At 69.0% G+C, this 21296-nt stretch carries 22 protein-coding genes and 1 pseudogene; 20 read left to right on the top strand and 3 right to left on the bottom strand.

Annotated features, from left to right (window positions below; all coding sequences use genetic code 11):
- Window positions 1–18: 18 nt before the first annotated feature.
- From OHA18_RS11015 to OHA18_RS10945, 15 genes are all read left to right on the top strand, one after another.
- Window positions 19–1113: a zinc-dependent metalloprotease gene (locus OHA18_RS11015; RefSeq protein WP_329003877.1), complete on the top strand. Its 1095-nt coding sequence runs from the start codon at window positions 19–21 to the stop codon at window positions 1111–1113.
- Window positions 1114–1147: 34 nt separating this feature from the next.
- Window positions 1148–2155, top strand: a complete 1008-nt coding sequence (tilS, locus tag OHA18_RS11010; RefSeq protein ID WP_329006084.1) for a tRNA lysidine(34) synthetase TilS — start codon at window positions 1148–1150, stop codon at window positions 2153–2155.
- A 5-nt stretch (window positions 2156–2160) separates the two neighbouring features.
- Window positions 2161–2712 (top strand): hypoxanthine phosphoribosyltransferase, encoded by a 552-nt coding sequence (gene hpt, locus OHA18_RS11005; RefSeq protein ID WP_329003876.1) that lies wholly within the window; start codon window positions 2161–2163, stop codon window positions 2710–2712.
- Window positions 2713–2887: 175 nt separating this feature from the next.
- A complete protein-coding gene (ftsH, locus tag OHA18_RS11000) occupies window positions 2888–4927 on the top strand; it encodes an ATP-dependent zinc metalloprotease FtsH (protein ID WP_329003875.1) in 2040 nt (679 codons plus the stop codon).
- A gap of 72 nt (window positions 4928–4999) precedes the next feature.
- Window positions 5000–5572, top strand: a complete 573-nt coding sequence (gene folE, locus OHA18_RS10995; protein ID WP_329003874.1) for a GTP cyclohydrolase I FolE — start codon at window positions 5000–5002, stop codon at window positions 5570–5572.
- A 132-nt stretch (window positions 5573–5704) separates the two neighbouring features.
- A complete protein-coding gene (locus OHA18_RS10990; RefSeq protein ID WP_329003873.1) occupies window positions 5705–6841 on the top strand; it encodes a S1 family peptidase in 1137 nt (378 codons plus the stop codon).
- 134 nt (window positions 6842–6975) lie between these two features.
- On the top strand, window positions 6976–7773 hold the full coding sequence (folP, locus tag OHA18_RS10985; RefSeq protein ID WP_329006083.1) for a dihydropteroate synthase: 798 nt from the start codon (window positions 6976–6978) through the stop codon (window positions 7771–7773).
- Complete coding sequence (locus OHA18_RS10980; RefSeq protein ID WP_329003871.1) at window positions 7770–8246, top strand: nuclear transport factor 2 family protein; 477 nt, start codon at window positions 7770–7772, stop codon at window positions 8244–8246. The genes folP and OHA18_RS10980 overlap by 4 nt, the downstream gene beginning before the upstream one ends.
- Window positions 8243–8656: a dihydroneopterin aldolase gene (gene folB / locus OHA18_RS10975; protein WP_329003870.1), complete on the top strand. Its 414-nt coding sequence runs from the start codon at window positions 8243–8245 to the stop codon at window positions 8654–8656. Before OHA18_RS10980 ends, folB begins: the two co-directional genes overlap by 4 nt.
- The gene (gene folK / locus OHA18_RS10970) at window positions 8653–9210 is read left to right on the top strand and encodes a 2-amino-4-hydroxy-6-hydroxymethyldihydropteridine diphosphokinase (protein WP_329003869.1); all 558 of its coding nucleotides are present in this window, start codon (window positions 8653–8655) and stop codon (window positions 9208–9210) included. Before folB ends, folK begins: the two co-directional genes overlap by 4 nt.
- A 2-nt stretch (window positions 9211–9212) precedes the next feature.
- Entirely contained in the window at window positions 9213–9731 is a 519-nt protein-coding gene (locus tag OHA18_RS10965; protein WP_329003868.1) for a DUF3180 domain-containing protein, read from the top strand.
- Between the two features lie 95 nt (window positions 9732–9826).
- Window positions 9827–10183 carry a hypothetical protein gene (locus OHA18_RS10960; RefSeq protein ID WP_329003867.1) on the top strand — a complete coding sequence of 119 codons (357 nt, stop codon included), beginning with the start codon at window positions 9827–9829 and terminating at the stop codon, window positions 10181–10183.
- 21 nt (window positions 10184–10204) lie between these two features.
- Window positions 10205–10600 carry a hypothetical protein gene (locus OHA18_RS10955; protein ID WP_329003866.1) on the top strand — a complete coding sequence of 132 codons (396 nt, stop codon included), beginning with the start codon at window positions 10205–10207 and terminating at the stop codon, window positions 10598–10600.
- A 10-nt stretch (window positions 10601–10610) separates the two neighbouring features.
- Window positions 10611–11390 carry an inositol monophosphatase family protein gene (locus OHA18_RS10950; protein WP_329003865.1) on the top strand — a complete coding sequence of 260 codons (780 nt, stop codon included), beginning with the start codon at window positions 10611–10613 and terminating at the stop codon, window positions 11388–11390.
- 11 nt (window positions 11391–11401) lie between these two features.
- On the top strand, window positions 11402–12118 hold the full coding sequence (locus OHA18_RS10945) for an NADPH-dependent F420 reductase (RefSeq protein WP_329003863.1): 717 nt from the start codon (window positions 11402–11404) through the stop codon (window positions 12116–12118).
- Here the strand turns inward: OHA18_RS10945 and OHA18_RS10940 are convergent, their stop codons facing one another.
- Window positions 12119–13312: an NADH-quinone oxidoreductase subunit D gene (locus tag OHA18_RS10940; RefSeq protein ID WP_329003862.1), complete on the bottom strand. Its 1194-nt coding sequence runs from the start codon at window positions 13310–13312 to the stop codon at window positions 12119–12121.
- Between the two features lie 79 nt (window positions 13313–13391).
- Here OHA18_RS10940 and OHA18_RS10935 point away from each other — a divergent pair, with 79 nt between their 5' ends.
- Together OHA18_RS10935 and OHA18_RS10930 are read left to right on the top strand one after the other, a co-directional pair.
- The gene (locus OHA18_RS10935; protein ID WP_329003860.1) at window positions 13392–13880 is read left to right on the top strand and encodes a PH domain-containing protein; all 489 of its coding nucleotides are present in this window, start codon (window positions 13392–13394) and stop codon (window positions 13878–13880) included.
- Window positions 13868–15118: pseudogene (locus OHA18_RS10930) on the top strand (PH domain-containing protein); the annotation flags it as partial. The gene OHA18_RS10935 and the pseudogene OHA18_RS10930, both read left to right, overlap by 13 nt.
- Window positions 15119–15147: 29 nt before the next feature.
- Here OHA18_RS10930 and OHA18_RS10925 read toward each other — a convergent pair.
- Window positions 15148–16029 carry an SAM-dependent methyltransferase gene (locus tag OHA18_RS10925; RefSeq protein WP_329003859.1) on the bottom strand — a complete coding sequence of 294 codons (882 nt, stop codon included), beginning with the start codon at window positions 16027–16029 and terminating at the stop codon, window positions 15148–15150.
- A gap of 52 nt (window positions 16030–16081) precedes the next feature.
- Here OHA18_RS10925 and OHA18_RS10920 point away from each other — a divergent pair, with 52 nt between their 5' ends.
- Window positions 16082–18862: an AAA family ATPase gene (locus tag OHA18_RS10920; protein ID WP_329003858.1), complete on the top strand. Its 2781-nt coding sequence runs from the start codon at window positions 16082–16084 to the stop codon at window positions 18860–18862.
- Here OHA18_RS10920 and OHA18_RS10915 read toward each other — a convergent pair.
- Window positions 18852–19418, bottom strand: coding sequence for a 2'-5' RNA ligase family protein (locus OHA18_RS10915; RefSeq protein ID WP_329003857.1), 567 nt, complete (start codon window positions 19416–19418; stop codon window positions 18852–18854). The genes OHA18_RS10920 and OHA18_RS10915 overlap by 11 nt on opposite strands.
- Before the next feature lie 164 nt (window positions 19419–19582).
- Here OHA18_RS10915 and OHA18_RS10910 point away from each other — a divergent pair, with 164 nt between their 5' ends.
- Together OHA18_RS10910 and panC are read left to right on the top strand one after the other, a co-directional pair.
- Window positions 19583–20458 carry a Rossmann-like and DUF2520 domain-containing protein gene (locus OHA18_RS10910; RefSeq protein ID WP_329003856.1) on the top strand — a complete coding sequence of 292 codons (876 nt, stop codon included), beginning with the start codon at window positions 19583–19585 and terminating at the stop codon, window positions 20456–20458.
- Window positions 20455–21282, top strand: a complete 828-nt coding sequence (gene panC, locus OHA18_RS10905; RefSeq protein ID WP_329003855.1) for a pantoate--beta-alanine ligase — start codon at window positions 20455–20457, stop codon at window positions 21280–21282. Before OHA18_RS10910 ends, panC begins: the two co-directional genes overlap by 4 nt.
- Window positions 21283–21296: the final 14 nt, after the last annotated feature.

Below are 21296 nucleotides of genomic sequence, written 5' to 3'. Positions count from 1 at the left end.
TAGCACTAGGGTCGTTGTATGAGTACGGCTGAAGGCGGGACCACGACCGAGATGGTCGACTGGCAGCTGGCGAACGGTGTGGCGCGGAAGTTGCTGCGCCCGGGGCCCGCGGTCAGCCGTGCGGAGGCGGAGCAGGTGGTCTCCGACCTGCGTCAGTTCGCGGCCGAGTCCGAAGGGCATGTGCGCGACTTCACCGGACTGCAGGCCACGTCGGCCACGGCGCCAGTGGTGATCGTGGACCGGCCCGGCTGGGTCCAGGCGAACGCCGACGGCTTCCGGACCGTCCTGCAGCCCCTGGCGGACAAGCTGCGCGAGAAGGCCGACCGGACGGCCGGTCTGTCCTCGGCAGTCGGCTCACGGGTGACCGGGATCGAGGCCGGCGCGCTGCTCGCCTTCCTGTCGTCGCGGGTGCTCGGACAGTTCGATCCGTTCTACCCGGCTCAGCCGGACCCGGACCGCCCCCACTTGACCGGTCGGCTGCTGCTCGTGGCGCCCAACGTCATGCAGGTGGAGTCCGAGCTCAACGTCGTACCGCGGGACTTCCGCCTGTGGGTGTGTCTGCATGAGGAGACGCACCGGGTGCAGTTCACCGCGGTCCCCTGGCTGCGGGACCACCTGCGGTCGGAGATCGCCCTGTTCCTGGACCAGGCCGAGCTGGACGCATCGGCGTACGCCGCGATGTTCCGGGAGGCTGTGCAACGACTGGGACGGTCGGTCCGTGGTGAGGCTGAGCTGAGCCTGGTGGACCTGATGCAGTCGCCGGAGCAGCGTGCGGTGCTGGACCGGCTGACCGCGGTCATGTCGTTGCTGGAAGGCCACGCGGACTTCGTGATGGACGGGGTCGGGCCGTCGGTCATTCCGACCGTCGACAACATCCGGTCCAAGTTCACGTCGCGCCGGCAGAGTGGCAACCCGGTGGACCAGCTGCTGAAGCGGCTGCTCGGGCTGGACGCGAAGCTGCGGCAGTACAAGGACGGAGCGGCGTTCGTACGCCGCGTGGTCGACCGGGTTGGTATGGAGGGCTTCAACCGGGTCTGGACCGGTCCGAACACGCTGCCGACCAAGACCGAGATCGCGAACCCGGATGCCTGGGTCAGCCGACTCCACGGCTGAGTCAGCTGGGTCGGCTGGATCCGCCGTGGAGGAGATGGTCGAGCGCAGGCGCGGCAAGCTGCACCCGGCCATCGCCCGTACTCGCGAGGCGGTTCGCGCGACGCTGACCGAGTTGCCGGAGAGCACGACCGTCCTGGTCGCCTGCTCCGGTGGCACGGACTCGCTCGCCCTGGCCGCCGCCACGGCCTTCGAAGCGCCGAAGCTCGGTCTGCGAGCCGGTGCGATCGTCGTGGACCACGGTCTGCAGGCTGACTCCGCTCACGTCGCCGAGACGGCCGCCGATCAGTGCCGCGGCCTCGGACTCGACCCGGTCCAGGTCCGACCGGTGCAGGTCGGCACGGAGGGCGGTCCGGAAGGCGCGGCCCGGACAGCCCGGTACGACGCACTGCGCGATGCGGCGGATGAGCTGGGCGCAGACATCGTGCTGCTGGCCCACACCCGCGACGACCAGGCCGAGACCGTCCTACTTGGTCTGGGACGTGGTTCGGGTGCCCGCTCGCTCGCTGGGATGGCTCCGGCGGTCGGTCGGCTGCGGAGGCCGTTCTTGGAGGTGCCACGGGGCACTACCGCGGCGGCGTGCATCGCGTCCGGGCTCCGGCCGTGGCACGACCCGCACAACGACGACCCGCAGTACACGCGGGTCCGGGTCCGGCACGAGGTGCTGCCGGTGCTCGAGGAGGCGCTGGGCCCTGGTGTGGTCGAGGCGCTGGCTCGTACGGCGGGACTGCTGCGCGCTGACGCGGATGCGCTCGACCTGCTTGCTGCGGATGTCGCGGAGAGCGCACTGCGACGTGACGAGGGTGAGGTGCGCGCTGAGGTCGGCGTACTGACCGACGAGCCCGCCGCGATCCGCACCCGGGTACTGCGGCAGGCCGCACTGGAAGCCGGCTGCCGGGCCACGGACCTGACCGCGGGACATATCGCGGCGGTCGACGCGCTGGTGACCGACTGGCGCGGCCAGCGCTGGATCGACCTGCCACAGGGCATCCGGGCGATCCGCAAGGCCGGATTCATCATCCTCGGGCCGGATGTGACAGGCTGAGCGACGTGGATGCGGCGGACATCGAGAAGGACCTGACCAAGATCCATTACACCGAGGACCAGATCCTCGCGAAGCTGCGGGAGCTGGCAGCGCGGATCGAGGCCGACTACGAGGGCAAGGACCTGCTGATGGTCGGGGTCCTGCGCGGTGCGGTGATGGTGATGGCCGACCTGGCCAGGTCGTTCAGCCGGCACGTGGAGATGGACTGGATGGCCATCTCGTCGTACGGCTCGGGGACCAAGTCGTCGGGCGTGGTGCGGATCCAGAAGGACCTGGACACCGACATCACCAACCGGCACGTGCTGATCGTCGAGGACATCATCGACACCGGGCTCACGCTCAGCTGGCTGGTCAGCAACCTGGAGTCACGCAAGCCGGCCTCGCTGGAGCTGTGCACCGCCTTCGTGAAGCCGGACGCGGCCAAGATGCGGGTCCCGGTCAAGTACGTCGGCCTGGAGCTGCCGGACGAGTTCGTGGTCGGTTATGGCCTGGACTACGCGGAAAAGTACCGGAACCTGCGCTGCGTGGCCACGCTGGCGCCGCACGTCTACTCCTGATCCGGCATTCAAGGCAGACTTTGGTGACGGCCTGTACAACGGGTCGTACTGTCCATTGGTGACCCTCGTGCTGTGTTGTCTTGTGCGACACGAGACACTTGGACTGGTATTACCGTCACAAGCCCGCCACACCCGGGCCTGCCGAGCTAGGAGGGACGGGGCCTAGGCCCCGATCATGGACGTGAAGCGCATCTTCCGCGGACCCCTGTTCTGGATCGTCGTCGCCTTCCTGGGCGTACTGGTGATCGGGCAGCTCCTGACCGGCTCGACCGGGTACAAGACCGAAGCCACCGGCCAGGTCGTCCAGCTGATCCAGCAGGCCAAGTCGTCGAGCGACAAGACGATCAAGTCGGTGACGCTGATCGACCCCGACCAGGAGATCCGGGTCGAGAAGACCGACGGCACCAAGCTCCGGGCGCACTGGGTCGACGGCCAGGCCGAGACCCTCGGCACCGACCTGCAGTCGCTGTTCCAGGACGGCAAGATCGAGCGGTACGACGTCGAGAACCCGAAGCCGAGCTTCATCGGCCAGGTGTTCTCCACGCTGATCCCGTTCCTGCTGATCGCGGTGGTCTTCATCTTCTTGATGAACTCGATGCAGGGCGGCGGCTCGCGGGTGATGAGCTTCGCCAAGTCGAAGGCCAAGCTGATCACCAAGGACACCCCGAAGACCACGTTCGCCGACGTCGCCGGCTGTGACGAGGCGGTCGAGGAGCTCGGTGAGATCAAGGAGTTCCTGCAGGAGCCGGGCAAGTTCCAGGCGGTCGGCGCGAAGATCCCGAAGGGCGTGCTGCTCTACGGCCAGCCCGGTACGGGTAAGACGCTGCTGGCCCGCGCGGTGGCCGGCGAGGCGGGTGTGCCGTTCTACTCGATCTCCGGTTCGGACTTCGTCGAGATGTTCGTCGGTGTCGGTGCCTCCCGGGTCCGCGACCTGTTCGAGCAGGCCAAGACGAACGCCCCGGCGATCGTGTTCATCGACGAGATCGACGCCGTCGGCCGGCACCGTGGTGCGGGCCTCGGCGGTGGTCACGACGAGCGCGAGCAGACGCTGAACCAGCTGCTGGTCGAGATGGACGGCTTCGACGTCCGCGGCGGTGTGATCCTGATCGCGGCCACCAACCGGCCCGACGTGCTCGACCCGGCGCTGCTGCGCCCGGGCCGGTTCGACCGGCAGATCGCCGTCGACGCGCCGGACCTGCCCGGCCGTACGCAGATCCTCAAGGTCCACTCCCGCGGCAAGCCGATGGCTCCCGATGTCGACCTGACGGCGGTCGCCCGCCGGACGCCGGGGATGACCGGTGCGGACCTGGCCAACGTGCTGAACGAGGCGGCCCTGCTGACCGCCCGGTCGAACGCGCAGGTGATCGACAACCGCGCGCTGGACGAGGCCATCGACCGCGTGATCGCCGGTCCGCAGCGCCGGACCCGGCTGATGTCGGACAAGGAGAAGGTGCTCACCGCGTACCACGAGGGTGGGCACGCGCTGGTCGCCGCGGCGCTGCCGCACTCCGACCCGGTGCAGAAGGTGACGATCCTGCCGCGTGGCCGCGCGCTCGGCTACACGATGGTGATGCCGGACGAGGACAAGTACTCGACCACCCGCTCCGAGATGCTCGACAAGCTGGCCTACATGCTCGGCGGCCGGGCGGCCGAGGAGATGGTCTTCCACGACCCGACCACCGGTGCGAGCAACGACATCGAGAAGGCGTCGGCGCTGGCCCGGGCGATGGTCACGCAGTACGGCATGACCGAGCGGCTGGGCGCGATCAAGTTCGGCTCGGACAACAGCGAGCCGTTCCTGGGCCGCGACTTCGGCAGCCAGCGGAACTACTCCGAGGAGATCGCCGCCGCGGTCGACGAAGAGGTCGGCAAGCTGATCCTGAACGCGCACCAGGAAGCCTTCGACATCCTGGTCGAGAACCGCGTGGTCCTGGACCACCTGGTCGAGGAGCTGCTGGAGAAGGAGACGCTGGACAAGCACCAGATCGCCCGGATCTTCGAGCCGGTGATCATGCGGGAGCGGCGGCCGGCCTGGACCGGCTCGTCCACCCGGGTGCCGTCGGACCAGCCGCCGGTGATGCCGACCAACGGCGCCGCCCGCGCTGAGCAGAACGGCTCGCTGCACGATGTGCTGCCGGGCGGTTCGGTCGGCCCGGACGAGGCCATCCGGCCGCCGGACTACGGCAGCGGAGCCACCCCGCCGAACAAGCAGTGATCAACCGCGACGCCGCCACCCAGCCGGGTGGCGGCGTCGCTGTTTTGCGGCGCTGAAATTTACAGTGGCTGGATGACCTCACCGAAGTTCGACCACGCGCGGGCGGAACGGGCCGTACGGGAGCTGCTGTACGCGATCGGGGAGGACCCGGACCGCGAAGGGCTGCGGGACACGCCGGGCCGGGTGGCCCGCTCGTACGCCGAGATCGTGGCCGGGCTCGGCCAGAGCGCCGGGGACGTGCTGACGACCACGTTCGCCCTCGAGCACGATGAGATGGTCCTGGTGAAGGACATCGAGGTCTGGAGCCTGTGTGAGCACCACCTGGTCCCGTTCACCGGCGTCGCGCACGTCGGGTACATCCCGAGCCGGGACGGCCGGATCACCGGGCTGTCCAAGCTCGCCCGACTGGTCGACGTGTACGCGAAACGACCGCAGATCCAGGAACGGCTGACCACTCAGATCGCCGAGTCCCTGGTCGAGATCCTCCAGCCGCGCGGCGTGATCGTGGTGATCGAGTGCGAACACCTGTGCATGACCATGCGCGGTGTCCGGAAACCGGGCGCCAAGACGATCACCTCCGCGGTCCGGGGTCAGCTGCGTAATCCCGTCACCCGCGCGGAGGCGATGAGCCTGATCGTCGGCTGAACCGTAGCCCCGCGACCCCTGCCTTCGTTGAAGTTTAGGAGTCCGGCACTATGGACATTCTGTCGCTGAGCGTTTACTTTCCGTAGTGGCACTCGGCCAACGGGGACCAGGTGCCGGTGTGAGGAGGACAGGATGTCGGGGCGTTTCCGGGTCGGCGCCGCAGTGGCCGGGGTCGTCGTCCTGACGGCCGGCGGGCTGGTCGCGGCGAACTGGGCCACCGCGGACACGCGGACCAAGACCACCCAGAAGACCGCTCAGAACCAGACCGAGGACCCGCTCGTCGCGGAGACGCTGGAGTCCCAGCTCGGGTCCGACTCGGGTGTGGTGGGCAGCTACTACGACAACACCGGCGAGCTGAACGTCGCGGTCTCCGACCTGGCGACGGCGCAGCTGGTCCGCCAGATCGGTGCGATCCCGCGCCTGGTCCGGTTCACCGCCCGCGAGCTCAACGCCGTGCAGGGCCAGCTGAACAAGCTGGCCATGACGTCGAGCGCCGGCAAGGTGCGGTCCTGGTACGTCGATCCGGTCTCGGGGACCGTGGTCGTGTCGGTGCCGAAGGGCGCGCGCGACTCGATCACCCAGCGGTTCCTGTCCCGCGCCGTGGCGAACGGCGAGCGGGTCACGGTCCGGAAGGTGGCCGGGACGATCCGGCCGACCGCGGACGACTTCGGCCTGCGCGGTGGCGTCCAGGTGGACAAGAACACCGGCTACGTGTGCTCGCTCGGCTTCAACGCCCGGACCCGCAAGGGCAACCGGATCTTCCTGACCGCGGGGCACTGCACGGCGGGCAAGCCGTCGTTCTCGCGGAACGGCTACATCCTCGGCAACACGTACACCTCGAGCTTCCCCGGCAACGACTTCGGCTCGGTCGGCGTGATCGAGGGCTGGGACCAGCAGGGGTACGTCGAGGGCTGGGGCGCCGGGAACGTCGCGGTCAAGGGGATCGCGGACGCCACGGTCGGATCGACGCTGTGCAAGTCGGGGAAGAGCACCGGCTGGACCTGCGGGCGGATCGTCGCGCGCAACGTCACCGTGAACTACGGGAACAACCGCATCGTCCGCGGACTGTTCCAGCACACCGCCTGCGTCGAAGCGGGTGACTCCGGCGGCGCGAACATGACCGGGAACTACGCCCAGGGCATCACCAGTGGCGCGGCCCTGATCAACGGCCAGTGCCTGGAGAAGTCCGGCCAGACCAACGAGTCCTACTCCCAGCCCATCGCCGAGGCTCTCCAGTCCACCCAGTCCCGCCTGATCCTCGCCAACTGAGCCCGGCGCGCTGCTGCCGGCAGAAATGTGCGGCTGGTTGCTGGACTGGGGGATGCGCCTACTACGGTGTGTGGGTGGGAAACGGATCGCGGGTTCACGTGGACGGGCTGCCGGTGGCGGACCGCTGTCTCGTCATGGGAGTTGTGAACGTGACGCCGGACTCGTTCTCGGACGGCGGCGAGTGGTTCGAGCCGGCCGCGGCGATCAAGCACGGCCGGGAGTTGCTGGCCGAAGGGGCCGACCTGCTGGACGTCGGCGGCGAGTCGACCCGGCCAGGAGCGGTCCGGCCGTCGCCTGACGAAGAGATCCGCCGGGTCCTGCCGGTGATCGAGACGCTCGCCGCGGAAGGCGCGATCATCTCCGTCGACACGATGCGGGCCGGGGTCGCGGAGCTCATGCTCGACGCCGGCGCCACGATGATCAACGACGTGTCCGGCGGCCAGGCCGATCCGGACATGCTCCCGCTGGTGGCCGAGCGGAAGACGCCGTACCTGTGCATGCATTGGCGCGGGCACTCGATCGACATGCAGAACCGCGCCGAGTACGACGACGTGGTGGCCGAGGTCATCGCCGAGCTGGGCGAACGCCTCGAAGTACTGCGCCAGGCCGGCATCGACCTGAACCGGGTCGCGCTCGACCCCGGACTGGGGTTCGCGAAGAACGCCGGCCACAACTGGGAGATTCTGCGCCGGTTGCGGGAATTCGCCGTACTGGAAAGACCGTTGCTGATCGGTGCGTCCCGGAAGACGTTCCTCGGTAGGCTGCTCGCCGACGAGCAGACCGGCGAACCCAGACCGGCCGTACGACGAGACGACGCGAGCGTGGCCGTGACCGCCCTGGCCGCCGCAGCGGGAGCCTGGTGTGTCCGGGCGCACGCGGTGGCACCGAACGCGGACGCGGTCCGGGTGGCGAAGAGATGGGGAACGGTATGACGGACGGACCGCGGCAGGGCACCGGCGGCGATGGTGCACGCGGTGCGACCGTCGAGGACGTCGTCCTGAACGCCAACACCGCGTTCTACAACGCGTTCGAGGCCGGCGACCTGGATCTGATGGCGGCCGTCTGGCTGCCGGACCCGGACCCGGTCTGCATCCATCCCGGCAACGCGGCGATCTCCGGGTACGCCGAGATGATGCGGGCGTGGGCGATGATCTTCGCGAACACGCCGTACATCCAGTTCTTCCTGACCGATGTGCAGGTGCGGGTGGATGAAGACGTGGCATACGTCACGTGTACGGAGAATGTCCTGTCGTCGGGTGAAGGTGCCCCCGAGGACGGCTTCGCGGGCGGCAAAGCGCTCGCCACGAACGTTTTTCGTCGAACTTCTAGCGGCTGGCGGTTGTGGATCCACCATGCCTCACCGGTACTGTCGTCGTCTGGGGGCCGACAGGAGGAGGCGCCGTGAGCGAGCGGAGCGAGGTCACACAACACTGCGGCCCGACCCCTCCTGACGTGATCGAGATCCGGGGCATCCGCGGTTTCGGGCGCCACGGGGTGTTCGACCACGAGCGGGCCGACGGACAGGAGTTCGTCGTGGACGTCCGGCTGGAGCTGGACACCCGGTCCGCCGCGGCCTCCGACGACCTGGCCGACACCGTGAACTACGGGGTGGTGGCCGAGCAGGTGCACCAGGCGATCGAGACCGACCCGGTGGATCTGATCGAGACCCTCGCCCAGCGCATCGCCGATCTCTGCCTCGCCGACAAGCGGGTGACAGCGACGGCGGTCACCATCCACAAACCCTCGGCGCCGATCACGGTGCCGTTCGACGACGTTGTCCTGACCGTGCAGCGCAGAGCCGGAGAATCCTCGTGACTGAGACCCCTAGTCCCCACGTCATCGACGCGGACACCCTGAGCGGTGGCCTGAAGCCGATCCGCCAGGTGATCCTGTCGCTCGGCAGTAATCTCGGCGATCGTGAGGCGAACCTGCAGGGTGCGGTCGACGCACTGCGGGACACCCCGGACGTCGTGGTGGTCGATGTCTCGCCGGTCTACGAGACCGCTCCGATCGGCGGCCCGGACGAGTCCGGTCCGTATCTGAACATCGTCCTGCTGGCCGACTCCACCCTGGCCGTCGACCTGCTGCTGGAGCGCGCGCAGGCGATCGAGCAGGCGTTCGGCCGGGAGCGCAGCGTGCCGGGCGCGCCGCGGACCCTCGACGTCGACCTGATCACCTACGGGACGAAGACGGTCGAGACCGAGGAACTGACGTTGCCGCACCCGCGGGCGCACGAGCGCGCGTTCGTGCTGGCGCCGTGGCTCGACATCGAGCGGGACGCGGTGCTGCCGGGCCACGGACCGGTGTCGGAGCTGCTCGCCAAGGTCGGCACCGACGGCGTGACCAAGCTCGACATCGAGCTGCAGTAGTGGTGTCCGGCGGTCCCGAGTCGGGTCAGGCGCCCGGGGAGAACAAGGAACCGCCACGGCCGGGCTCGGTGCGGCCGACCTCACGCCGGCTGCTGATCGCGATCGCCGTCCTGGGGGTCGCGATCGGCGTCACGATGGTGAAGGCGATCGAGTCCGGCGGCGGGGTCGCGCCGACGGTGTCGTGGCTGACGCTGGTCGCCTGGGCGTTCCTGGCCGCGTTGCTGTTCGCCGCCGCCCGCAACACCCACCAGCGGATCCAGGTACGCCGGGAGCGGGTCGAAGCGTCCCGCGCGGTGTTCTTGCTGATGATCGGCAAGGCGTCCGCGTTCGTCGGCGCGTTGTGCACCGGCGTTTACGCAGGGTTCGCGTTAAGCTTCCTGCAGGCGATGGGCTCCTCCGGCCCTCGTAACCGTGTGATCATGGCCGGGCTCGCGGCAGTGATCTCTGTGCTGGTCGTCACGGCCGGTTTGTTGCTCGAACGCGCGTGTCGTATTCCCGAGGACCCCGACGAGACCCCCTAACATGTCGGTCCATGGGGTCAAGGGGTAGCCGCCGTCGAACCAGGACCACCGTTCTCACCGTTGCCAACGCATCTCTGATCGTTGTCTGCCTGGGCGTGAGCATTGCGCTCTTCTCGCAGAATGCCTGGATTCTCCGGGCGGCCGCGGTCGGTGCGGCGCTGGTCGCGGTTGCCGGCGCGGTCCTGTTCCGCCATCAGTTGCTGGTCGAGCGGCTGGCCCACTCCGACGAGCGCGCGCAGGTCGCGCAGGAGTACTCGCGGATCACCAGCGCCCGCGTGGTCGAGAACGCCGAGTTCGTCGACCTGATGCAGCGCCGGTTGGACAAGATCGACCAGCGCCTCGACAAGATCGACGAGGAGGTCGCCACGGTCGTTGCCGCCGGCGACAAGCACTCCCAGGCCGATGCCCCGACCGTGGTCGACCTGAAGCTCCGAGGCCTGGCCGCGTCCTGACCTCGGCCCCATACTGCGATCATGGGGCTGGATGCGAACTACCCGGCTGTGACGATGAACGATCCGAACGGCCATGTCACGGTGTACAACGAGGATCATCTGCCGATCGGGCAACTGGGTCCGACGCCGTACGAGTCACCGTCGGTGAATGTGACGTGCCGGCGGAAGGCGTGGGACGACCTGTACTGGTACCGCCTGCTGAACCCGGAGGGCTTCCCGTTCCCGGCCGACGAGGCGTACGTGTCGGCCGACGAGACGCACGAGCTGAACCCGGGGCTGCCGTATCCGATCCCGGACTGCGCGTCAGGCTGCCCGATCAAGATCGGCCAGGCAGCAGCGGTCGGTGCGCTGGCGATCGGTGGTGTCGCCGCGGCCGCTGCTTGGCGCCGGCGCCGCCGGGACGTGGGCATCGCGTAGGTTCTGGGGTGTGGATCTTGCGAAGCTGCTGAAGGTTGCCGAGGCTGCTGTTGCGCGTGGACGGGTCGTGACGCAGTCGCGGGCGCCCGGTGAGTTGACGTCCAAGGGCGATCGGGACATGGCCTCCGAGGTCGACTTCGCCGTGGAGCGCGAGGTACGGGCGTTCCTCGAGCGCGAGACCCCGGAGATCGGGGTGCTCGGCGAGGAGGAGGGCGGGGCGACCGACGGGACGCGTTGGGTGCTCGACCCGGTCGACGGGACGGTGAACTTCATCCACGGCGTACCGCTGTGGGCGATCTCGCTCGGCCTCATCCACGAAGGACGGGCCGTCGCGGGCGTCATCGATCACCCGGCGCTCGGTACGACGTACGCCGCCGCGGAGGGTCTCGGCGCCACCTGCAACGAGAAGGCGATCCGGGGCAGCGAGTGCACCGACCTGACCGAGGCGTTGGTTGCCGTGGGCGACTATGCCGTCGGGCCGGACGCCGAGGCGGCGAACGCCGATCGACTGGCTCTGACCCAACGGCTCTATCCGCGGGTGCAGCGGCTGCGGATGATCGGTACGGCGGCGACCGCGCTCACCTGGACCGCGAACGGGTACTTCGACGCGCTGATCATGTTCTCCAACAAGCCCTGGGACACGATGGCCGGCGTGGCGATCTGCCGCGAGGCGGGCGTCACGGTCCTGGACCTGGACGGCACCGACCACGCACCCGAGTCCCGCGGCGTGTTCGCGGTCGCCGACGGCATCCGCGAGCCCCTGCAGGAACTGATCGCGGCGAAGGGCTAGCGGAGGCATCCATGGCGACACTCGGAATCATCGGCAGCGGCAACATCGGGTCGGTGGTGGCGTGGCTCGCGGTCGGCGCCGGCGTCGATGTGGTGATGGCGAACTCCCGCGGCCCGGAGAGCCTGGCGGACAAGGTCCGCGACCTCGGCGTCCGGGCGGGAACTGTCGAGGAGGCTGCGCGAGCCGGGGACTGGGTCCTCGTCACCATTCCGCTCGGGCGGTACGCCGAACTGCCGGTGGAGTCCTTCGCGGGCAAGGTCGTGCTGGACACGATGAACTACTACCCGCATCGTGACGGCCGGATCGACCGGCTCGACCGCGAGGTGGTGACCACGGCGCAGCTGCTCCAGGAACACTTGCCCGAAGCCCATACCGTGAAGGCGTTCAACAACATCAGCGCCCGGAACATCGTGACGCTGGCCAGGCCCGCCGACGCGACGGATCGCAGTGCGTTGCCGATCGCCGGCGACGACGCGGACGCGAAGGCTGCGGCCACGGCTCTGATCCAGACGCTGGGGTTCGACGTGGTCGACGTCGGTCCGCTGAGCGAGAGTTGGCGGTTCGAGCCGGAGACGGCGGCGTACGTCACGCCGTACCTGTCGAAGGCGAGTACGGCGAAGCAGCGGGCCGCCGGGCATGCCGATCCGGGGAAGCCGCTGCCGGTCGCCGGGCTGGTGCAGCTGATCGCGGGTGCACACCGTCCGCCGGTGGCGGGTCGCGAGTTCTGACTACTTGTCGATGTCGCCGACGACGAAGAACATGCTGCCGAGGATGGCGATCATGTCGGGGATCATCGTGCCGGGCAGCAAGGCCGGTAGCGCGGAGATGTTGTTGAAGCTGGCCGAGCGGAGTTTCAGCCGCCAGGGCGTCTTGTCGCCGCGGGAGACCAGGTAGTAGCCGTTGATGCCGAGCGGGCTCTCGGTCCAGGCGTAGGTCTGGCCTTCGGGGACCTTGAGGATCTTCGGCAGCCGGACGTTCACCGGTCCGGCGGGCAGCGCGGACAGCTTGTCGAGGCAGGCGTCGACCAGGTCGAGCGAGACCTTCACCTGTTCGAGCAGCACCGAGAAGCGGGCGAAGCAGTCACCCTCGGGGCGGGTCACGACGCGGAGTACCTCCTGCAGGTCGCCGTACGCCAGGTAGGGCTCGTCGCGGCGGAGGTCGGCGTCGACTCCGGAGGCGCGGGCGATCGGGCCGGAGACGCCGTACTGCGCGATGAGCTCGGGAGCGAGCTTGCCGACGCCGACGGTCCGGGCCCGGAAGATCTCGTTGCCGAGGATGAGGTCCTCGATGTCGGGCAGGCGCTTGCGGACCGCGGCTGAGGCGGCGGCCGCGCGACCGAGCCAGCCGTACGGCAGGTCTTCCTTGAGTCCGCCGACCCGGTTGAACATGTAGTGCATCCGGCCGCCGGACAGCTCCTCCATCACGGCCTGGATCGTCTCGCGCTCACGGAACGCGTAGAACACGGGCGTGATCGCGCCGAGCTCCAGCGGGTACGAGCCGAGGAACATCAGGTGGTTCAGCACCCGGTTCAGCTCGGCCAGCAGGGTCCGCAGCCAGACCGCGCGGACCGGCACCTCGAGGCCCATCATCCGCTCGACCGCGAGCACGACGCCGAGCTCGTTCGCGAACGCGGACAGCCAGTCGTGGCGGTTCGCCAGCACGATGATCTGCCGGTAGTCGCGGACCTCGAACAGCTTCTCCGCGCCGCGGTGCATGTAGCCGATGATCGGCTCGCAGCCGACGATCCGCTCACCGTCCAGGGTCAGCCGCAGCCGCAGTACGCCGTGGGTCGCCGGGTGCTGCGGACCGATGTTGAGCACCATGTCGGTGGTCGGCAGGTCCGAGCCGGCTCCACCGCGCTCGTACGCCGGGTCGAATCCGGCGGCACCAGCCCCGACTCCAACGACTCTTTCGGTACTCATACCCCTAAGTGTGCCGTGAACGGTGCAGCGGCACTCGACCTGCACCGTTCACGGCACACTTTCGTGACAGGCTGGACCCGTGGACGACCTCTTCGCACCCTCGGATGTCAGTTGGACGCCGGTCTCGCCCAAGCTGGCCACGCTGCGCCGGCTGAACGCGTCGATCGTGGCGGGACTGGTCGCGATCGCGGCGCTGGTCGTGCTCGGACTGACGCTGAGCTGGCTGTACGGCGTGCTCGCGGTGGTCGTGATCGCGCTCGTACTCGGCTGGGCCTGGATCCTGATCGGCCGCAACCAGCGGTCCTGGAAGTACGCCGAGCGCGAGGACGAGCTGATGGTCAGCCACGGGATCATGTTCCGCGAGCTGGTCGTCGTACCGTACGGCCGGATGCAGTTCGTCGACGTGACGGCCGGGCCGCTGGAGCGCGCGTACGGGATGGCCACCGTCGAGCTGCACACGGCCACGCCGGCGACCGACGCCAAGATCCCGGGGCTGCACCCCGACGAGGCCGGCCGGCTGCGTGACCGGCTGTCCGCTCTCGGCCAGGCGCAGGCGTGGGGCCTGTGACCGAACAGACCGCCGAGATCGTGGGGCAACGGCTCCACCCCCTGACGCCGTTCGTGAAGGGCTGGGGGTACTTCGTCGCGGTCAGCCTCGTGCTGGTCAACAACGAGGGTCTGCGGAGCAATCTGACTATCGCCGGGATCGGTCTGGCCGCCGTACTCATCGGAGGCATCCTGCTCGGCACACTGTCCTGGTGGTTCACCAAGTGGCAGCTGACGGGCGATGCGATCCGGGTGGACAGTGGATTCCTGTTCCGGCGTACCCGGATCATCCGCTTCGACCGGATCCAGGCGATCGACGTCGCGCAGCCGTTCGTGGCCCGCCTGTTCGGCATGGCCGAGCTGCGGATGGACGTGGCCGGTGGTGGCAAGAGCGACGGCAAGCTGAGCTTCTTCCGGTACGACGAGGCACAGAAGCTCCGCACGACCCTGCTGGTCCGCGCCAAGGGCCAGCAGGCTGCCGAGCAGCAGGAGAGCGAGCAGCAGGCTGAGACCGAGGCTCCGCCGCTGCTGACGGTCCCGACCACCCGTCTGCTCGGCGCGACCCTGCTGTCGTCCACCGTCGTCGGTAGTGCCGGTGCATTGATCTGGTTGATCGTCGCGACCATGGTGCTGAACTTCCACGTCGGTCTGTTCGCCGGTCTGCCGCTGCTGCTCGGTGTGGTGCAGCCGATCTGGAAGCAGGTCGTCGGCAACCACGGGTTCACCCTGTCCGAGACCAGCCACGGCCTGCGGACCAAGCGCGGGCTCTTCGACGTACAGCGGCAGACGATCCCGCCGGGCCGGGTGCAGGGCTTGCTGATCACCGAGCCGCTGATCTGGCGGCTGATCGGCTGGTCCCGGGTCGAGCTCGACATCGCAGGGGTCGCCGGGCAGAAAGAGGACGGTGACGACGCGCTGGAGGGCGCGCAGCTGCTGCCGGTCGGCGAGCGAACCGAGGTGGCCTACGTGCTCTCCCGGGTCCTACCGGGGTTCGATCTGGCCAGCATCCAGATGCAAGTGGCGCCGGAGCGGGCGAAGTGGCTCCGGCCGATCGGCTGGCGCTACCTGACGTACGGCGTCGACGACCAGGTCATGGTCACCACGCGAGGCTGGGTGAGCCGCCGTACGTCGATCGTGCTCCACCACAAGACGCAGTCGGTCCGGATGGAGCAGGGACCGCTACAGCGGCGCCTGGGACTGGCCAACGTCCATGTCGACACACCGCTCGGGCCGACCGACGCCATTGCCCTGCACCGTGACCAGGTCGAGGCTGCGGCACTGGTGCAGGCTCAGGCGGACAGGGCCCGCGAAGCGCGGCGTTTGGTGTCCGCTCCGGTCGCAGTCCAGACCCAGCCGAACCCACCGAGCCCGGACGGGTCGAGCAGCTCAGCGGCCTCGCCGGCGGAGGACAGCTCCGACAGGTAGCGCATCGGCTCGGTGTGAGCGAGCTCGAGCGGCGGTCGGGTCGCACTGAGCCCCAAGGCTCGCAGTGCGTCGCGCTGGCTCACAATCGTGCCGCCGAGCGAGTCCAGGGCGACGTGGGTGGTGATGTCGCAGGTGCCATCGGGCACCGGGTCGCACTCGCGCCCGCCGCGGAAGCCGGTCAGAGTCCCGTACGGCGGCCTGCTGTCGCGGAGGTGGCCGTAATCGATGGCGATCGCGACTGCGTCGTCGGTCAACCGCCGGACCACGTCCCGCCAGGCCGCGTCGCGGGTGGTGCCGATCTCTGCCCGGTCACCCGGCTCTCCGGGCCACCACTTCCGCAGCCAGTCGAGGTCGTTGCCCTCGACAACATCACCTGGAGTCAGGTCGGCCGACAGGTAGTGCGGCACGCCGTCTTCGTCCCACTCGGCCACCTCGCACGGGACGTTGTCGAGCCACTCGTTGGCGATCACCAACCCGGTCAGCCGCTCGGGCAGCTCGTCGTCCAGCTCGATGTCCAGCACGGTCAGGCCCTCGGCGCGGAGCACCTTGCCCAGTTCCCCACGACCGGCGCCGATGTCGACGACTGTGGGCAGGTCGAGCAGGCCGGCGAGGCGCGCGATGGCCTGACCGAACAGGGGCGATGCGTGCACCGACGTACGGAAGTGTGCCGCCGGCCGCTCCCGGCGGTAGAAGCCGCCCGGACCGTACAACGCCCGCCGCCAGGCCGTCCGATAGGTCTCTGTCATCGCCCGCCGTTCGAAAGAGGTGTGGACCGCAACGATCTTAGGATCGATGCTCGTGGCGAACCTTCCTGACCAGCTCGCGGTGCTCTTCGGCGGGGACCCGGCGTTCGACGTGGTCGGTGCGGAACCGCCGTTCGCGGTCACGCCGGAGTGGCTCGACACGACGAAGGCCAGGCTCGCGGAGTTGTTCGACCGGCCGGAGCTGGGCAAGGTCTCAGCGAGCAACAAGCACTTCAAAGAGGGTTCGCCGCTGCTGGTGGACACGTTCTACTTCGTGTTCCGGAGCCTGTGGCCGCCGCTCGGCATCCTGGCCGGTGGCGCTCGGAACCTGCACTTCCTGCTGCTCAACGAGTACCGCGAGGAGAAGCAGGAGATCGACACCGACATCGCCAACTGGCGCGAGGCCGGTGCAGTGTTCGACATCCCGTTCCCGCTGCGGCGTGACGTCGAGTCGCAGGAGGAGGTGATCCGGGCCAGCCGGGAGATGCTGGACGTGGTCGCCGGCATCCCGGGCATCGAGGCACGGCGTACGGCGATGGCGACGATGCTGGACCGGATCCTGGCCGGCTCGGAGCTGCTCGAGCTGCACACGACGCAGACGCGGCCCGAGGTGACGAAACGCTGGATCGAGGAGTTCAGCGACGACGACCTCCGGCACGCGTTCCCGCATCTGTCGGGCAACCCGCTCGACCTGCTGGTGTTCGGGATGAACCGGCTGCAGGCGGCGTACACCCGGGTTGCCGAGGTGACCGCCGAGGCGGAGCGGCCGTTCAGCCATGAGGTGGCCGGACTGCTCCAGCAGATCGGGCGGACCGATCTGCCGGCCGGATTGTCCTTCTCGGCGCTGGGTCCGTCCGGGACGGCCGAGGTCCAGAAGGAGATGGAGAGCGCGAAGACCCGGCTGGAGCCGGCCGAGTGGCGGCGACGGCGGCAGGCGTGGATGATCCGTGCGGTCGAGGCCGGTGCGGCGTTCGAAGCACGCGAGTGGCTGGCCGCGACGTACCAGGTCGGCGCGAGTCTCAACGGGCTGCCGGACAAGGCGAAGGCCTCGAAGGAGCTGTACCTCGTCTCGGGCTTCTACCGGGGGCTGCGCGACCTCCACTCGTTCCGGCCCCCGAAGGTCGTGGTCGAGGCGGACGCGGCCGCACCTGACAAGCAGCGGGCCGAGGCGCCGGCCACCGGCGACCCGATCGCCGACCTGAACGCGATGACCGGGCTGGGCCCGGTGAAGACCCGGGTGCACGAGCTGGTGGCCGAGGCGAAGCTGGCCAAGCTGCGGGCCGAGGCCGGACTGCGGCTGCCGAAGCCGATGGGTCACCTGGTCTTCAGCGGGAACCCCGGCACCGGCAAGACCACGGTCGCCCGGATCCTGGCCGAGGTCTACCGGGACCTGGGCATGCTCACGTCCGGTCACCTGGTCGAGGTCGGGCGGGCCGATCTGGTCGCGTCGTACATCGGCCAGACCGCGCCGAAGGTGACCGAGGTGGTCGAGCGGTCGCTCGGCGGGGTGCTGTTCATCGACGAGGCCTACGCGCTCTTCAACGGCTCCGAGCGGGACTTCGGCCGGGAGGCGGTCGCCACGCTGATCCAGCTGATGGAGACGCACCGCGACAACCTGGTCGTGGTGATGGCAGGCTACCCGCACGAGATGTACTCGTTGATTGACAGCAACCCGGGGATCAAGTCGCGGGTCCGGAGGTTCGTCAACTTCCCCGACTACACCGATACCGAGCTGCACAAGATCTTCCTCCAGGACGCCGAGCAGGCCGGATTCGTCCTCGGCGACGGGGTCTCGGAGCTGGTCCTGGCCGACCTGCACAAGGTGCCGCGGGCTCCTGGGTTCGGCAACGCGCGGACGGTCCGGACACTGCTGGAGCGGATCGCGACGCTGCAGGCGGTCCGGCTGGCCACGCTGGAGTCGCCGAGCATGGAGCAGGTCCGGACGCTCGAGCGGGCCGACGTCACTGATCTCGCCGACGAAAGCAACCTGCCCAGGCACAACGACCCGCGAGCCGAGCTCACGGCGATGACCGGACTGGTCGAGGTCAAGGCCACCGTCGAGCGGCTGGCCGCGGAGGCGAAGGCCGACGTACTGCGGGCCACGGCGGGGATGCCGCCGACGGAGCGGTCCCGGCACATGGTCTTCACCGGCAATCCGGGCACCGGGAAGACCACCGTGGCCAGGCTGCTCGCGGAGATCTATCGCGACCTCGGTCTGCTCGGTATTGGCCACCTGGTGGAGACGAGCGGCAACGAGCTGATGGGTGAGTACGTCGGCCAGACCGCGCCGAAGGTCCAGCGCCTGGTCGAGCAGGCCCTGGGCGGAGTCCTGTTCGTCGACGAGGCGTACACGCTGGCCGATCCGCGAGGCTTCGGGACCGATGCGCTGGCCACGCTGATCAAGCTGATGGAGGAGCACCGCGAGGACCTCGTCGTCGTTCTCGCCGGGTACACCGAGCCGATGGAGGGGCTGTTCTTGCAGAACCCCGGTCTGAAGTCCCGCGTGCCGACGACCGTGGAGTTCCCGGACTACTCCCGGACCGAGCTCCAGGAGATCTTCCAGTACCTGAGCGGCAAGGCCGGCTACCTGCCGGCCGACGGCGTGGTGGAGCGGGTCGGCTCGCTGCTGGACCGCGTCCGGAACGCGGCCGACTTCGGCAACGGGCGGGAGGCGCGCAACCTCTTCGAGGCCACGGTCTCCCAGCAGTCTGTCCGGATCAGTGCCCTCACGGATCCGAGCGTCGACGAGGTGCGCGACCTGAGGCCTTCCGACGTACCGGAGGACTGGCGGGGCAAGGACGCTGCCGGGGCGGTCGGGTTCCAGGTCAGGCGGTAGCCGATCCGAGCGGTACGGCGCCGAACTGCTGCCACACGCCGTCCGCGTCCTCGCGCCACAACCCCAGCTCGGTCAGCTGGACGCTGGGAGCCGGTGTCGCGGCCAGAGCGGCGTTCGCCTCGGCGACCACGGCCGGACCGCCCTGGCTGGACGACGAGATGGTCAGGTGCGGATGGGCGTCCGGGAACTCACCGCCGTACGGCGGGCACTCAGGGAAGGCCTCGAACACGGTGTGGAGCAGTGACCGGACGGTGTCGAACGGCTCCGGCCTCAGCCAGGCCGTGCCGTTCGGGAACTGACCGGCGCTCGGGAAGCTGAGCTCGAAAGGCTCGACGGACGAGACAGCCGACCGCAGGCGCGCGACGTCGGCGTCGGTGGGCTCCGCGACCCAGGGGACCAGCACAGTCACATGCGGCGGGATCAGCTCGGTCAACGGGACCTGCGGCCTCGCCGTCGATCGGGACACCGAGCGCCAGCGGTCGGTGTACGCCGCCAACTCGGGCACTGTGATCAGAATCGCGGTCAATCCGGTCCGTGCAGCCCACGCATCGCTCACCCGCTCATGCTCTCATCACTGAGGGCATGGCTGATGGTTCAGCGCCTACTGCGGGGCACTCGGCACGGCACCTCGCCACGGCGCTGAACCATCAGCCATGCCCTACCCTGACAAGGAGATCGTCTGGTACCCCGCCGGGGACTGGAACGAGAAGAGAGTGAGTGATGGAACGGATCGGCTTGATCGGAGCCGGCCGGGCCGGGACCGCCGTGGGAGCAGCCTTGGCGGCAGCCGGACATCGGTTGGTCGGAGTCACTGCGCGTTCGGACGCGTCCCGGGACCGCGCTGCCCGCCTTCTGCCCGCTGTGCCGGTGCTGCCCGCTGACGAGGTCACCGCGCGCGCCGACGTCGTACTGGTCGCCGTACCGGACGACCTGATCCGCGAGGTGGCGCAGACGCTGCCGTTGACCAGTGGGCAGTACGTCGTACACCTGTCGGGCGCGCACGGACTGAGCCCGTTCGAAGGGCTGGCGGCGACGCCCGTCGCGCTGCATCCCTCGATGACCTTTCCCGGCGGCCTGGTGCGGCTGGACGACGTGATGTTCACAGCGACCGCTCCCGACGCGGCCAGGCCGGTTGTAGAGCAGCTGGTGAAGTCGCTCGGTGCACAGGTGCAGTGGGTGGCCGATGAACAGCGTGCGCGGTACCACGCCGGCCTGGTGCACGGTGCGAACCACCTGACCACGTTGGTCTCCCAGGCGGTCGCAGTACTGCGGGAGGCCGGCGTGGCGGATCCGGTGGCGACACTGCAGCCGTTGCTGGCCGCAACCCTCGACAACACGCTGCGATCCGGTCATCATGCGCTCACCGGGCCGATCGCCCGCGGCGATGTCGACACGGTGGCAGCACATCTGACAGCACTACAGGTACTGCGGGACCGGACGGCGGCGACGTACGCCGAGCTGGCCCGCGCAACGGTGGAGATGGTGGTAGCGAACGGGCGGCTGGACGCGGAGACGGCAAGCCGGTTCACCGAGGTGCTGGACGGGCACCGGGCAGGGGTCCCAGGGCAGGATCGGACAGGGGAGACACCGCGATGAGACTCACCCAGACCAAGGCCGAACTGCGAGCCGCGGCCGCGATCCGGCCCCGGGCGGTCGTGATGACGATGGGCGCCCTGCACGAGGGCCATGCCGCACTGCTGGCCGAGGCCCGGGAGCGGGTCGGGCCGGACGGCAGCGTGGTGCTGACGATCTTCGTGAACCCGTTGCAGTTCGGGCCGTCGGAGGACTTCGACCGGTACCCGCGGACGCTGGCCAGCGACCTGGCGATCGCGAAGAACGAGGGCGTCGACCTGGTCTTCAACCCGTCGCGGGACGAGCTGTACCCGAACGAGCCGTCGATCACCGTGCACCCTGGTCCGCTGGCCGACGAACTCGAAGGGGTGTTCCGGCCCGGCCACTTCTCCGGTGTGCTGACCGTGGTGTCGAAGCTGCTGCACCTGACCGCGCCCGATCTCGCCCTGTTCGGTGAGAAGGACTACCAGCAGCTGACGCTGATCCGGGAAATGGTGTGCGACCTGGACATGGACGTCGACATCGTGCCGGTGCCGACCGTGCGGGAGCCGGACGGGCTGGCGATGTCCTCACGCAACCGCTACCTGAGTGAGACCGAGCGTGACGAGGCGCTGGTGCTGTACCGCGCTCTGAGCGCCGGCGCGAAGGCGGGGATGAACGGGCCGGACGCGGTGATGACCGCGGCTCACGCCGAGTTGGAGGCGGTGCCGTCGGTGAAGATCGACTACCTGGCCCTGCGCGCCCCCGATCTCGGCCCGGTGATCGGCCCCGGCGAGGCCCGCATGCTGATCGCCGCCCGGGTCGGTCTGACCCGTCTCATTGACAACATTTCCATCACCCTCCGATGAAATCCGTTGATACG

Origin of the sequence: Kribbella sp. NBC_00709 (genome assembly GCF_036226565.1) — a bacterium.
In the GTDB taxonomy this organism is placed as follows: domain Bacteria; phylum Actinomycetota; class Actinomycetes; order Propionibacteriales; family Kribbellaceae; genus Kribbella.
This window is presented reverse-complemented; position numbering and strand designations above follow the sequence as displayed.

Excerpts from the sequence above, each read along its gene's own strand:
- OHA18_RS10940 (WP_329003862.1), bottom strand. The coding sequence starts at position 13,312 with ATGAGTACCGAAAGAGTCGTTGGAGTCGGGGCTGGTGCCGCCGGATTC.
- folP (WP_329006083.1), top strand. The coding sequence starts at position 6,976 with ATGGGAGTTGTGAACGTGACGCCGGACTCGTTCTCGGACGGCGGCGAG.
- OHA18_RS10945 (WP_329003863.1), top strand. The coding sequence starts at position 11,402 with ATGGCGACACTCGGAATCATCGGCAGCGGCAACATCGGGTCGGTGGTG.
- OHA18_RS10990 (WP_329003873.1), top strand. The coding sequence starts at position 5,705 with ATGTCGGGGCGTTTCCGGGTCGGCGCCGCAGTGGCCGGGGTCGTCGTC.
- ftsH (WP_329003875.1), top strand. The coding sequence starts at position 2,888 with ATGGACGTGAAGCGCATCTTCCGCGGACCCCTGTTCTGGATCGTCGTC.
- tilS (WP_329006084.1), top strand. The coding sequence starts at position 1,148 with ATGGTCGAGCGCAGGCGCGGCAAGCTGCACCCGGCCATCGCCCGTACT.
- OHA18_RS10925 (WP_329003859.1), bottom strand. The coding sequence starts at position 16,029 with ATGACAGAGACCTATCGGACGGCCTGGCGGCGGGCGTTGTACGGTCCG.
- OHA18_RS10910 (WP_329003856.1), top strand. The coding sequence starts at position 19,583 with ATGGAACGGATCGGCTTGATCGGAGCCGGCCGGGCCGGGACCGCCGTG.
- panC (WP_329003855.1), top strand. The coding sequence starts at position 20,455 with ATGAGACTCACCCAGACCAAGGCCGAACTGCGAGCCGCGGCCGCGATC.
- folE (WP_329003874.1), top strand. The coding sequence starts at position 5,000 with ATGACCTCACCGAAGTTCGACCACGCGCGGGCGGAACGGGCCGTACGG.
- OHA18_RS10980 (WP_329003871.1), top strand. The coding sequence starts at position 7,770 with ATGACGGACGGACCGCGGCAGGGCACCGGCGGCGATGGTGCACGCGGT.
- OHA18_RS11015 (WP_329003877.1), top strand. The coding sequence starts at position 19 with ATGAGTACGGCTGAAGGCGGGACCACGACCGAGATGGTCGACTGGCAG.
- OHA18_RS10955 (WP_329003866.1), top strand. The coding sequence starts at position 10,205 with ATGGGGCTGGATGCGAACTACCCGGCTGTGACGATGAACGATCCGAAC.